The sequence below is a fragment of the Janthinobacterium sp. GW822-FHT07A03 genome (genome assembly GCF_058798815.1).
Map to the genome: position 1 here is coordinate 127,911 of NZ_JBXAKW010000008.1, position 13,614 is coordinate 141,524.

Sequence of the window (13,614 nt, forward strand, 5' to 3'; positions counted from 1 at the left end):
CGCCGATTATGGCATGAAGTCCCCTCCGGGGGGCGTGTGCCTCAGGCTGCGTTCAAGGCCTGTTCCAGGTCTTCGCGCAAGTCGTCGATATGCTCGATGCCCACGGACAGGCGCAGCATGTCTTCGGACACGCCCGCCTTGGCCAGTTCCTCTGGATTGAGCTGGCGGTGCGTGGTGGACGCCGGGTGGGTGGCCAGCGACTTGGCGTCGCCGATGTTGACCAGGCGCGTAAACAGCTGCAGGGCGTCGAGCACGCGGGCGCCGGCCGCGCGTGGATCTTCGCCGGCGGCCAGTTTCAGGCCGAAGGACAGGATGCCCGAGGCGCGGCCGCGCATGTATTTTTTCACCAGCGCGTGATCCGGGTGGTCTTCCAGGCCCGCGTAATTGACCCACGCGACTTTCGGATGGTTTTTCAGGTGTTTGGCCAGGGCCAGCGTGTTGTCGCAGATGCGGTCCATGCGCAGGGCCAGCGTCTCGATGCCCTGGATCAGCTGGAAGGCGGAGAGGGGCGAAATGGCCGCGCCCATATTGCGCAGCGGGACGACGCGCGCGCGGCCGATGAAGGCGGCGGGGCCGAACGCTTCCGTGTAGACGACGCCGTGGTAGGACACGTCCGGTTCGTTCAGGCGCTTGAAGCGCTCCTTGTGTTCGGCCCAGGGGAACTTGCCGCTGTCGACGATGGCGCCGCCCACGGTGGTGCCGTGGCCGCCCAGGTATTTGGTCAGCGAATGGACGACGATGTCTGCGCCATGCTCGATGGGGCGGAACAGATAGGGGCTCGGCACGGTGTTATCGACGATCAGCGGGATGCCGTGCGCATGCGCGATTTCGGCCAGTTTCGCCACGTCCGTCACATTGCCCAGCGGGTTGCCGATCGATTCGCAGAAGATGGCCTTGGTGCGCGCGTCGATCAGGGCGGCGAACGTCTCGGGCTGGCGCGCATCGGCGAAGCGCACTTCGATGCCGATCTGTGGCAGGGTGTGGGCAAACAGGTTGTAGGTGCCGCCATACAGCTGGCTGGCGGAGATGAAATTGTCGCCCGCTTCGGCGATCGTCTGGATCGCGTAGGTGATCGCGGCCATGCCCGATGCGACGGCCAGCGCGGCCACGCCGCCTTCGAGCGCCGCGACGCGCTTTTCCAGCACGTCCTGCGTGGGATTCATGATGCGCGTGTAGATATTGCCGGCGACCTTGAGGTCGAACAGGTCGGCGCCATGCTGGGCATTGTCGAAGGCGTAGGCCACCGTCTGGTAGATGGGGACGGCGGCGGCCTTGGTGGTCGGGTCGGGGGTGTAGCCGGCGTGCACGGCCAGGGTTTCGATTCTCATGTGGTCTCCGGTTCGAATGGGCTGCGGTGGTCAAATCCGCAGCCATTGTGCCATGCGCCCGTTAGCTGGTTGCTACGCTTGATAGAATATTAAGTCATAAGCTAGTGCTGTCTTGATATAAGTCATGCAGCTCTTCACGCCCGATGAAGCGCTCATGCGTGCCATGCTGGGCGCAGGCAAACGCGCCGCCGATGGCGCCGCGGCGCATGGCTTCGTCCAGGCCCGCGCCGCCCAGCCAGGCGTGCAGGAAGGCGGCGACGAAGGAGTCGCCGGCGCCATTCGTGTCCACCACGGGCAGCTTCAAGCCCGCCGCCGGAGTGTGGCGCACCTCGCCGCTGGCGCGTTCCAGCAGGTAGGCGCCGTGCGCGCCGGCCATGGCGATCACCGCCTGCGCGCGGCCTTCCGCGACAATCGCGCGCATGACGGACTCCGTGCGCTCGCCCAGCGCGGCCGTGCTGAGGAAGACCAGGTCGGCGCGCAGCGCGAACACCTTGTGGTGCGGGTTGACGCCATCCCAGTCGTGCAGATCGGTCGACACCGTCGTGCCGCACGCTTGCGCGTCGTCAAACAGTGCTGCCACCCAGCCCATGATGGAAAAGTGCGCGTGGCGCGCCGGCCCCAGGTAGGGAAGATAGAAAGCGGCGGGCATGCGCACGTCTTCCGGATGGCGGCCGTCGTACAGCGACAGCCGGCGCCCCTGCGGGTCGACCAGGTTGACGCTGCGCCGCGTGCCCGAGGGTTCGACGAGGTGTGAAAAATCGAGTTTGGCTTCCTTATAACGCTGCAGGATGGCCGCGCCTTGCGCATCGTCGCCGATGAAATCGATGAACTTGCAGCGCAAGCCCAGTGCGTGGCAAGCGAGCGCCACGCCATTGCCCGTGTGTGCCACGTAGTCGCGGATGGGCGGCACGTGCAGCGAATCGGCCACGGGCAATTGCAGGTCGGGGACGCGCACGATGGTGTCGATGCCGGCGCCGCCAACTACTAAAATGTCATAGGTACTCATGGTGCTGCCTTTTCTAACAGGACGGTGCCGGCCGCGTTCACAGCGACGGCACCATCTTTGACGGTGTAGGTGTGATTGGTGTAGGCGTCGCGCAGCAGGGCGCCATCGGTGAACACGCCGTGCACCTTCAATGCCAGCGCGCCTTGCGCTTCGGGCACGGCGATGATGGCGTCATCCGGCGTCACGCGCGCAAACGCATACGGTTTGTCCTGGATCAAGCGATGCTCGCCGCGCGCCAGGGCAGGGTGGCGCAGACGGAACTGGCCCAGCTTGCGCGCATGCGCGAGAGTGGCCGCATCGAGCGAGCCCCAGTTCATGCTTGACCGCGTCGCCTGCTGTTCGTCGCCGATGGGCGCCGCGCCAGGCTGGCGCGCGCTTTCATCGCCATAGAACAGCTGCACGCCGCCCGGCGCCAGCAGCAGGGCGCTCAAGCCGTGCTTCAATTGATCGCGCGGGAACAGGCTGGTGTCGTGCGAGGAGATGTACGACAGGATGTCGTAGCGAGGGGCCGGGCTCTTGCCCAGCAAGCCCGCGTACTGGCGGTACACGCCATCGATGCTTTTCCAGTCGCCGCCCGCGCGGCCTTGAAAATCGAAATTGATCATCGAGTCGAAGCCGGCGTCATGCCAGCTGCTGCGCTCGGGCCCATGGCCCCACGCTTCGCCCGTCATCCAGAACGGAGCGTCGTCGATCTTTTGTTCGGGATGGCGCGTCTTCCAGTCCTTCAATGCATCGCTGGCCGCCGCGCGCAGGGCCAGCCAGCTGGCCGGCTCCACGTGCTTGACGGTGTCGGCCCTGAAACCGTCGACGCCGAATTCGCGCACCCAGTCGGCCAGCCAGTGCACCAGATAGCCGCGCACGGTGGTGCCGGGCAGGGGCACAGCGCGCGTGTCGCTTTTACGTTGCAGGATGGGCGGCAAGCCCACGGCCTTGCCGCTTTCCGTGCGGAAGTCGGGCAGATACGCCAGCTGCATGGTGTAGTCGTCCTTGCCGCCGTCGGGATAGCCGGGCAAGCCCGCACGCACCCAGTCCGGACCCCACCATTGTGCGAAATCAAAGTTGTTATAGTCGATGTAGCTATGATAGTCGCGCAGGGTGGCTTTTTCATGGCCGGGCCACAGCACGGGCACTTTATATTCGGCCAGGGTGCGCAAGTCCGCGTAGCCGGGATGGTTCAGCACCACGTCGAACAGCACGCGGATGCCTTGCGCGTGGGCCGTGGCGATCATCTCGCGCAATTCTTCGCGCGTGCCCATGTTGGCGTCCATGGTGGTGTAGTCGAGCGCCCAGTAGCCATGGTAGGCGTAGTGCTGGAATTGCTGCTTGCCGCCCACCACCCAGCCGTGGATCTGCTCGTACGGCGCCGTGATCCACAGGGCGTTGACGCCCAGGTCGCGGAAATAGCCGGCTTTCAGCTGCTGCGTGATGCCGGCGATGTCGCCGCCGTGAAAACTGCCCACGTCGCCGCCTTGCGGGTCGGCGGCGCGGCCGTAACTGTGGTCGTTGCCGGGATTGCCGTTGGCGAACCGGTCCGTCACGGCAAAGTAGACGATGGGGTTGTCAGCAAAGCTGAGGCTCCCTGCCTGCGCCGAAGCGCTGAGTAACAGGGCGGCCAGCGTAGTCAGGGAGCGTCGCATGGTCAGCCCTTCACGCCGCCAGCCGTCAGGCCGGAGATCATCCACTTCTGCGCCAGCAGGAACACGGCCGTGATGGGCAAGCCGGACAAAATGGCTGCCGCGGCGAAGTCGCCCCACAGGTATTTTTGCTCGTAGAGGAACAGTTTCGAGCCGACGGCCAGGGTCAGGTTGTTCTGTTCATGCAGCAGCACGGACGCGATCGGGTATTCGATGATGGCGCCAATGAAGGACAACAAAAACACCACCATCAGGATGGGCACCGTCATCGGCAGCAGCACGTAGACGAAGGCCTGCCACTGCGTGGCGCCATCGACCTTGGCCGCTTCCTCGATCTCGACGGGGATGGTTTGATAGTAGCCCTTGATGGTCCAGATATGCAGGGCGATGCCGCCCGTGTAGGCCAGCACCAGGCTGCCGTGGTGGTCGATGCCCAGCCACGGCACGTAGCTGCCCAGCACGTCGAAGATGGCGTAGATGGCCACCAGGGCCAGCACGGCGGGGAACATCTGCAGCAGCATCAGCGCGGACAGCGTCTGCGACTTGAAGCGGAACTGCATGCGCGCGAACGCATACGCGCAGGTGGTCGACAGCAGCACGGTGACGGTGGCGCTCATGCTGGCCACCTTGATGGAGTTCCACAGCCACAGCAGCACGGGGAAGTCCGGCTCGACGAGGGCGCCGTTGGGCGCCTGGTAGGACATGCCCAGCGCCAGGCGCCAGTGCTCGAAGCTGATCTCGGGCGGGATCAAACTGCCCGAGGCGAAGTTGCCTGGCCGCAATGAAATCGACAGGATCATCAGGAAGGGGAACATCACCAGCGCGATCAGCGCGATCACGGCGACATGGGCCGCCAGGATGCGCCAGCGGTTGGAACGGTCGACAACGATAGCCATATGCTGTCCTTTATGCTTTGTTCATGCGCGTCAGGCGCATGTTGACCAGCGAAATCGCGGCCACGAGGAAGAAGATCAGGGTCGAGATGGCGGCGGCCAGGCCAAAGTTCTGGCCGGAATCCTCGAACGCGATGCGGTAGGTGTAGGACACCAGCAAGTCCGTCGTGCCGGCCGGTAACGTTGTATCGAGGAAATCGGGACGCCCGCCCGTCAGCAAGCTGATCAGCACGAAATTATTGAAGTTGAAACCCAGGCTGGCCACCATCAGCGGCGTCAGCGGCTTGATGATCAACGGCAGGGTGATCTTGAAGAAATTCGTCAGCGGTCCCGCGCCGGCCAGGGCCGAGGCTTCGTACAGGTCCGACGGGATCGCCTTGATCAGGCCCATGCACACGACCATCATGTAGGGGTAGCCGAGCCAGGTGTTGACGATCAGGATCATCGCCTTGGCCAGGGTGGTGTCCGAGAACCAGGCGGGCTTGATGCCGAACAAGGCATCGAGCACGAGGTTGATTTCGCCGAAATTGTTATTAAATAAACCTTTGAAGACCAGGATGGAAATGAAGCCCGGCACGGCGTAGGGCAGGAACAGCAGGGTGCGGTACAGGCCGCGGAAGCGCAGCGCATCCCAGTTCAGCAGCACGGCCAGCACCATGCCCAGGCCCGTCGTGGTGGCCACGCTGATCAGGGCGAAAACGATGGTCCAGACGAAAATACGCAGGAAGGGGCCGCGGAACGCTTCATCGGAGAAAATCTTGACGAAGTTGGCGAAACCGACATTGACCTTGAAGCCCGGTTCCAGTTTCGTGCCATCCGGCATTTCATAAAAGCCCGTCTTGAAGTTCGGCGTCACGAGTTCGCCCGTGGCGACTTTTTTCAGGGTCTTGTCGGGCAATTGCTTGTAGACATGCGCGACGGGGCCGAATTCACGCAAGCCCACCATGCGCAGCTCGATCCTGTTCGGCAGGATGAGCGTCAGCAGCTTCAAATCCTTTTGCAGGGCGATGATGTCCTTGATGGGCAGGGCAGGGGCCAGCACGGGCGCCTGCACGGGGTCCAGCGGCGCCACTTCCACCTTCAGGGGCACGGCGCGCTTGAGGGCCAGCGGTTGCGTCAGCAGCACTTCGCCCGTGTCCGGGCTTTCCAGGCGCAAACGGTATTCCTTGTTGTCCGGGTGCACGGTCAGCGCGTAGCCCGTGCTTTCCACGCGTTGCGTCTCGTCGAGCAGGTATTGCGTGGCCCTGTCGTAGGTGAGCAGGTTGCGCGAACTGAAATTGGTAAAGCCGATCGACACCGTGTACACCATCGGCAACAGCACGAAGACGATGACCGCCGTGATGCCGGGAAACAGATAACGGTAGGCATAGGCGCGCGGCGACGTGAAGACAAACGTCGTCAGGGTCAGCAAGCCGAGGAAAACGGCGGCCAGCATGGTCTGGCCGGAAATGTACAACATGAAAAGCAGATACAGACCCAGCGCCATGCTGATGGTCAATACCGTAGGGCCGATAAACTTGCGCACGATGGGATACCTGTGAAGATGGTGAAAGACCTGGGAGGCATGCGCGCCAGTGGCGCGCATGCCGATCCCGCAGGGGCAAGCCCCTTGAGATGACTTAATTCGCCGTCGTGATCCGCTTCGCCGCCGCGTCCAGGCCATCCTTGGTCGTCTGACGGCCTTGCGTGATGTTTTCCAGCGCCGATTGCATCGACGACCAGAAGCGGCCCATTTCCGGGTTGTTCGGCATCGGGCGGCCCGCTTGCGCGCTTTCCATCGTCGCCTGGATGTTCGGATTGGCTTTCAATTCCGCGAACAGCACCTTGTTCGCCGGCGTGCCCAGCGGGACGTCGGCATTGATGGTTTTCAAGCCGTTGAGCTGCAGCATCTGGTTTTCCAGGAATTCCGTCGCCAGGTCCTTGTTCGGGCTGGCTTTCGAAATCATCGCGCCCAGCACGCCCACGAATGGGGTGGCTGTCTTGCCTGCCACGGTAGGGATCGTTGCTACGCCGAAATTGATCTTCGATTTGCGCGCGTTGTCCCAAGACCATGGACCGTTGATCATCATGGCGATCTTGCCCTGGTTGAAGCCCGCTTCCATTTCCGCGTAGCCCGCGCCCTTCGGCATGGCGCCGCTGTTGATCAGGGTCATCAGCGCATTCACGCCTGCCTGCGAACCGGCATTGTTCACGCCCGTCTTGGCTGCATCGTAGCGGCCGTCGGCCTTGACTTCAAACGGGAAGCCGCCGCCCGCGCCCAGCAGCGGCCACGTGAAATAGGTATTCGTGTAATCCCACAGGATGGCTTTCTTGCCTTGCGCGGAGAGTTTCTTGTCCAGCGCGGCGATTTCCTCGAAGGTCTTTGGCGGATTCGGCACCAGGTCCTTGTTGTAGACGAGGGCGACGGCTTCGATGGAGATCGGGTAGCCCCAGGTCTTGCCGCTGACCGTGAAGGCGTTCCACGCCAGCGGCAGGATGGCGGCGCGCGCTTCCTTGCTTGGCGTCAATGGTTGCAGCAAGCCCGCGTCGATCCAGGTGCCGATGCGGTCATGCGGCCAGATCCAGATGTCCGGGCCCTTGCCGGCGGCGGCCGCCTGCTGGAATTTGTTCGGCGCATCTTCCGGGTGCTCGACGACGACCTTGACGCCCGTCTTCTTGGTGAATTCCTCGCCGACCTTGGCCAGGCCCTTGTAGCCTTTGTCGCCATTGATCCAGATCAACAGGGTGCCTGCTTCGGCCGCGTTCGCCATGCTGACGGCGGCCAGGTTGCCGATGCCGGCCAGGGCGGCGGCGATCAGGGTGGTTTTGATGAAGCTGCGTTTCGGGTGCGTGAAGGACATGTCAATCTCCAGTATCTTTTTTTATGCTAAGTTTATGTTGAGTATCAAGGCTGAAACGATGCAACCAGGCCAGGCGGCGCCTGTAGCGCCTGGCCCCTAAAGCGGATAGATCAGGTGCGGGTCTGGCCGTGCTCGTCGAACACGTGGACGCGGGCGGGCGCCACCTGCAGCGCCACGGACTGGCCAATCGCCCAGTCCGTATCGGCATCGGCGCGCACCACCAGCGGTTCGTCGCCGCCCGGTACCTGCACATACAGATAGCTGATGTCGCCCAGTTTTTCCACCGCCTGCACGGTGGCCGTGATGGCGGCAGTGGCGCCGGGCGCGCACGCCTGCACGTGCTCGGGGCGCGCGCCGATGGTGACGGGGGTGCCGCTGGCCAATGGCTGCGTCAACGCCGCCTGCAGCATGCCGCCCGCATTCGTGGCGATGGTGGCCACGCCGTCGACGACACTGTGGATCTTGCCTTTGAGGAAGTTCATGCGGGGCGAACCGAGGAAGCCGGCCACGAACAGGTTGGCGGGATGGTGGTACAACTCCAGCGGCGCGCCCACCTGCTCGATGCGGCCCGCGTTGAGCACGACGATGCGGTCGGCCAGGGTCATCGCCTCGACCTGGTCATGCGTGACGTAGATCATGGTCGAGCGCAATTCGCGGTGCAGATTCGCCAGTTCGATGCGCATCTGCACGCGCAGCGAGGCGTCCAGATTCGACAGCGGTTCATCGAACAGGAAGACGTCGGGCTTGCGCACGATGGCGCGGCCGATGGCCACGCGCTGGCGCTGGCCGCCCGACAAATCCTTGGGTTTGCGTTCGAGCAAAGGTTCGATGCGCAGGATCTGCGCGGCGCGCTGCACGGCGTCGGCAATCTGTACTTTACTCATCCCAGCCAGTTTCAGGCCGAAGGCCATGTTTTGTGCCACGCTCATGTGCGGGTACAGGGCGTAGCTCTGGAATACCATGGCGATGCCCCGCTTGGCGGGCGGCACGTCGTTCATGCGCGTCTTGCCGATGAACAAGTCGCCGCCGCTGATTTCTTCCAGGCCGCAGATGCTGCGCAGCAAGGTGGATTTGCCGCAACCCGACGGGCCCACGAAGACCATGAATTCGCCATCGGCGATCTCCAGGTCGATGCCGTGCAGGGTTTGCACGTCGCCATATGCCTTCTTCAGCCCTGCTAATTTCAGTCCTGCCATGTCGTCCTCACTGTGTCTATCCGTCCCCGCTGATGCGCGGGGCTCGTTATTGTAATTGGCGGCATGGCCGCCAATGCCTGCGATTTACGCCAGGGTGCCGAACCAGCCGCCATGCGGGGGCAGGCTGATCTGCTGGCCATCCTTGCTACCCGGCAAGCCGTGACCGGCCAGGTCGGCCGCTGGCGCCGCAGCGGGCCAGGCGAACGTGACCGCTTGCGTGCCCAGGTTGAAGGCGGCCAGCACGGACGGTTGGCCCGGCAAGTCGCGGCGCAGGGCCAGCACGGGTTCCGGCGCATCGAAGAAGACGATGTCGCCGCGTAGCAATTGCGGCAGGGTACGGCGCCAGGCGAGGATATTCTGCGCAAACTGCAATGGGGACGCGGAATCGTTTTCTTCGACATCCACCGCGCGCGCCAGGTGTTCCGGCGGCACGGGCAGCCAGGGTTTTGCCGAACTGAAGCCGCCATGCGGCGCATCGGCCACCCACGGCATCGGCGTGCGGCAGCCGTCGCGGCCCTTGAACTGGGGCCAGAACGGGATGCCGTACGGGTCTTGCAGGGCCTCGAAAGGAATGTCCGCTTCCGTCAGGGCCAGCTCGTCGCCCTGGTACAGGCACGGCGTGCCTTTCAAGGCCGCCTGCACGGCCAGCACCACCTTGGCCAGCGACGGCGACGGGTTCTCGCCGCCCCAGCGCGTCATGACGCGCACGCTGTCGTGGTTGCCCACGGACCAGGAAGCCCAGCCGTCGGCCACTTGCGCCTCGAACTCTTCCACTTGCGTGCGGATGTGCGCGGCGGAAAACTCCGCCGTCAGCAGGTTGAAACTGTAAGCCATGTGCAGCTTGTCGGCGCCCGTGTAGGCGGCCATGGTGGCCAGCGCATTGTCGTCGCCCACTTCGCCGATGGAAATGGCTTGATATTCGTCAAGCACGGCGCGCACGCGCTGCAGATAGGCGATGTTTTCCGGCTGCGTCTTGTCGTACACGTGCGCCTGCATGCCGTACGGATTGATGGCCGACACGCTGCTGGCGTCGCGCTGGGCGGCGGGCGGATTGTCGCGCAGCAACTGGTCGTGGTAGGGGAAATTGCAGGAATCGAAGCGGAAGCCGTCGACGCCGCGTTCCAGCCAGAAACGCAGGTTGTCCAGCTGCGCCTGCTGCACGGCCGGGTTGTGGAAGTTCAGGTCGGGCTGGCTGGCGAGGAAGTCGTGCAGGTAGTACTGGCCGCGGCGCGGCTCCCATTGCCAGGCGGAACCACCGAACACGGACAGCCAGTTGTTCGGCGCCGTGCCGTCCGGTTTCTGGTCGGCCCATACATACCAGTCGGCCTTGGGATTGTCGCGGCTGGAACGGCTTTCCACGAACCATGGATGGACGTCGGACGAATGCGACAGCACCTGGTCGATCATCACTTTCAAGCCCAGTTCATGGGCGCGCGCCACCAGGCGGTCGAAATCGGCCAGGGTACCGAACATGGGGTCGACGTCGCAGAAATCGGCCACGTCGTAGCCGAAGTCTTTCATCGGCGATGTGAAGAAGGGCGAGATCCAGACGATATCGGCGCCCAGGGCGGCGATGTAATCGAGCTTGGAGGTGATGCCGGGCAAGTCGCCGATGCCGTCGCCATTGCTGTCGAGGAAGCTGCGTGGATATACCTGGTAGATGACGGCGCTGCGCCACCAGTCGGCGGGCAGGTTGGCGAGATTGTTCTGGATGGTCGGCATGAATGATTTCTTAAAAGTTGCCTGTAGCCTTGGCTATCAGGGCGGCGCTGCTGGTTGGTAGGCGAACGTCTTATTTTAAAATTCAAAGCGCTTTGGGTATGAAATGAGTATAGTTCAAAGCGCTTTGAAAAGTAAAGCGATACACGCGCCAGACATACGATTTTTTTATGAGGGTGATTCAGGACAACAAGACTGCGCCGCCGGCCAGGCGGCCGGCGGCATGGAGGGGCGGAAAGCGCCTAGTGCGGCACGGGCCCGGCCGACTCGCCCGGCAACAGTTCGCACGGCCACAGTTCCTGCAGGTCGGTGACGGGCGTGCCGTCCATCAGGGCCAGCAGCATGTGGATCATCTTCGCGCCGGCGCCGCGCGGGTCGGGCTGGACGACGGTGGTGACGTTATGGCCGGCCAGGGAATCTTCCATCACGCCCCAGACGATCAGCGACATTTCGCTGCCGATGGCGATGCCCGCGTCGAGCAGGGCGCGCACGGCACCCACGCCCGACATATGGTTGTCGACGATGACGGCGGTGGGGCGGGGCGAGCGGGCCAGCAGGCGCTGCATGGCCTGGTAGCCGGCGCGGCGGTCGTGCGCGTTGTCGACCAGGTTGTCGGGATCGACGGCCAGGCCGCCCGCCTGCATGGCGTGCTGGAAACTCTCGACGCGCTGGCGCACGAAGTTCAGGTCCGGCGTGGCGCTGATCAGGCCGATGCGCTGGTGGCCCAGCTGCGCCAGGCGCTCGACGGCCAGGCGCATGCCCGCTTCGTTGTCGTAGTCGAACCACGCATGCGGCTGGTTCAGCTGCGTGCGGCCATGCGCGACGAACGGCATGCCCTGCTGCGCCAGGTAGGCGATGCGCTCGTCGAACGGTTTCGTGCGCCCGACGATCAGTCCGTCGATGCGGCGGCCCTTGACCATGCGTTCATAGGTGTGGAATTCATTGGTGGCCGAGGCGGGCGCGATCATCATGTCCATCTGCTGCGCTTCCAGCGCTTCGGACATGCCGCCGACGATGTCGATGAACATGGGGTCGGCCAGGTCGTTCGGCATCAGCGGGTAGATGATGCCGACGATGTTCGTGCGCCCCACGGCCAGGCTGCGCGCCATGGGATTGGGGCGGTAGCCGGCCGCCTGCGCGGCGGCCAGCACCCGCTCGCGCGTGCGTTCGCTCACTTCCGGATAGCCATTCAAGGCGCGGCTGACGGTGGTTTCGGATATTCCTAGCGTTTTGGCGAGATTTTTGAGGTTCATGGATGCTGCAGTTGGGGTCTATCCAGGGTGGATCGGGAGCGATGCGGTGCGATGACGGGTAGTTTATCTGATAAATGCCGGAATGATCAGGGTAGTGACCGGGGGCATGACAAGCGGCGGCAACGCCCAAAAAAATACGCGGGCAAACCCAGGGGCGCCCGCGCTAAAAGAGGATACTGCTGAAACACTACAGTGAAGCTGCCGGCCATCGCGTGCAGCGGCGAAATGGTGGGTCCGGATATTACTTGCCCCTGAAAGAGCGGGCGGTGTTGCTGCCACCGGCAAGCGTCCGGGGACGCTTGCCAAAGTCCTAGAGTCCCGCGCTTACCACCAGCTTTCCACCTGGAAACCCATCGAGCTGCCATTGGTCTTGCCGCCAAACACGCCCGTCGACGACAGCGCCGATTCGGCCGCGGCGGCCGACTGGGCTGCCTTGTTCCATTTGGCGTAGGTGTAGAAGGCGCGCAGCACGGGGCGCGACCAGAAGCTGTTGCCGGCCGACAGTTGCGGCGCGAAGGTCAGCTTGGTCAGGTTGCGGCTTTCGCCGCCTTCCGGCTTGACGATGTCGTGGCCCAGTTCGACGGCCAGGCTGTAGTTGTCCGTGAAGTGGTAGACGGGACGCGCGCCGATCGACGTCCACTTGCTGCTCACGCCTGCCGTTTCCTTGTCTTCGTAGACGAAGGTGCCCATGCCGGACCAGGAACCCTTGGGCTGGATCATGATCTGTTCCGTCAGGCGCGTGACCTTGTCGTCCTTGTCGGCGCCCAGGCTGAAGCCGCCCGTGTTGGCGGCGCTGCCCTTGCCGAACTGCAATGCCACCTTGTTGAAGCCGCCCAGCAGGTTGCCTTGCGTATGCATAATGGTCAGCAAGTGGCCGCTGGCGACGGGGGCTGCGCCTTGCGCGTTGCGTTTCTGGTTGAATTGCAGGCCCAGGGTCAGTTCGCCGTCCGGGTTGACCTTGATGCCGGAAAAACGCAGGTCATGGGACAGGCCCATGCGCTTGCTGTCGCCGTCATCGGCCGTGCGCACGATGGCGTAGGCCAGCTTGGCGGCGCCCAGGTCGATGTTTTCCAGGCCGGCGCCCGGGCCGCTGTTGTTCCAGAAGTAGTAATCGGTGATGTGCACGTCCTGGCGGTCGTAATAGCGCTTGCCCACCCAGGCGCGCGCTTCGGCGAAGGCGCCCGAGCCGATCTTGTCGGCCACCACGTTCATTTCGCGCCACGACGGGTCCGATTGTTCCCAATCCTGGTTCTGGTTGACGGAAAACGCCACCAGGGTATTGATGCGGAAGGTGGTGCCGTTGGCGGCCTTGAACGCTTCGCCGCCGAATTTCAGCTCGCCGTAGGTTTCGCACTCATTGCCCAGACGATACTTGGACGAGGCGCCGGCCAGGCCGAAACACGCTTCCTTGCCGCCTTCGCTGCTGGTGCCGAAGCCCGAGCGGATGTAGCCGCCGAAATCGATCGGCAGGGCAGCCTGGGCCGACGCGCTCAAAGCCATGAGCACTGCCGCTGGCAACGCTTTCAAGAAAAATTTGTTCATTGTGTCTCCAGTGTTTTTATAGGTGTGGGATCGGCGCGCATCAACTTGCACAACCAAAGCGCTTTAACTATGTTTCAAAGCGCTTTGAGTATAGTTCAAAGCGCTTTGATAAGTAAACTCGTTTTGTCTTTTCAATTCGTCGGAAACTTTTGAGGTGTTGCGGAGAAACATCAAAGGCGGGCGACGGCGCGTGGGCGCCGTCG

Annotated in this window: 10 protein-coding genes; all 10 read right to left on the reverse strand. The window is 63.4% G+C overall.

Features of this window, described 5'->3' with window-relative positions; genetic code table 11:
• Positions 1-41: 41 nt before the first annotated feature.
• Positions 42-1,328, reverse strand: a complete 1,287-nt coding sequence (locus tag AC1RJW_RS22315; protein WP_077402463.1) for an O-acetylhomoserine aminocarboxypropyltransferase/cysteine synthase family protein — start codon at positions 1,326-1,328, stop codon at positions 42-44.
• A gap of 94 nt (positions 1,329-1,422) precedes the next feature.
• Positions 1,423-2,334 carry a carbohydrate kinase family protein gene (locus AC1RJW_RS22320; RefSeq protein ID WP_493046907.1) on the reverse strand — a complete coding sequence of 304 codons (912 nt, stop codon included), beginning with the start codon at positions 2,332-2,334 and terminating at the stop codon, positions 1,423-1,425.
• Positions 2,331-3,971: an alpha-amylase family glycosyl hydrolase gene (locus AC1RJW_RS22325; protein ID WP_493046908.1), complete on the reverse strand. Its 1,641-nt coding sequence runs from the start codon at positions 3,969-3,971 to the stop codon at positions 2,331-2,333. The genes AC1RJW_RS22320 and AC1RJW_RS22325 overlap by 4 nt, the downstream gene beginning before the upstream one ends.
• 2 nt (positions 3,972-3,973) lie before the next feature.
• Positions 3,974-4,864: a maltose ABC transporter permease MalG gene (malG, locus tag AC1RJW_RS22330; RefSeq protein ID WP_070218276.1), complete on the reverse strand. Its 891-nt coding sequence runs from the start codon at positions 4,862-4,864 to the stop codon at positions 3,974-3,976.
• A gap of 10 nt (positions 4,865-4,874) precedes the next feature.
• Entirely contained in the window at positions 4,875-6,386 is a 1,512-nt protein-coding gene (gene malF, locus AC1RJW_RS22335) for a maltose ABC transporter permease MalF (RefSeq protein ID WP_493046910.1), read from the reverse strand.
• 94 nt (positions 6,387-6,480) lie between these two features.
• Positions 6,481-7,701, reverse strand: coding sequence for a maltose/maltodextrin ABC transporter substrate-binding protein MalE (malE, locus tag AC1RJW_RS22340; RefSeq protein ID WP_493046911.1), 1,221 nt, complete (start codon positions 7,699-7,701; stop codon positions 6,481-6,483).
• Positions 7,702-7,811: 110 nt separating this feature from the next.
• Positions 7,812-8,897 (reverse strand): ABC transporter ATP-binding protein, encoded by a 1,086-nt coding sequence (locus AC1RJW_RS22345; protein WP_493046912.1) that lies wholly within the window; start codon positions 8,895-8,897, stop codon positions 7,812-7,814.
• Positions 8,898-8,981: 84 nt separating this feature from the next.
• Positions 8,982-10,619, reverse strand: coding sequence for an alpha-amylase family glycosyl hydrolase (locus AC1RJW_RS22350; protein WP_493046913.1), 1,638 nt, complete (start codon positions 10,617-10,619; stop codon positions 8,982-8,984).
• 239 nt (positions 10,620-10,858) lie between these two features.
• Complete coding sequence (locus AC1RJW_RS22355; RefSeq protein ID WP_176382885.1) at positions 10,859-11,869, reverse strand: substrate-binding domain-containing protein; 1,011 nt, start codon at positions 11,867-11,869, stop codon at positions 10,859-10,861.
• A gap of 324 nt (positions 11,870-12,193) precedes the next feature.
• Positions 12,194-13,411, reverse strand: a complete 1,218-nt coding sequence (locus AC1RJW_RS22360) for a maltoporin (protein ID WP_493046914.1) — start codon at positions 13,409-13,411, stop codon at positions 12,194-12,196.
• Positions 13,412-13,614 lie beyond the last annotated feature (203 nt).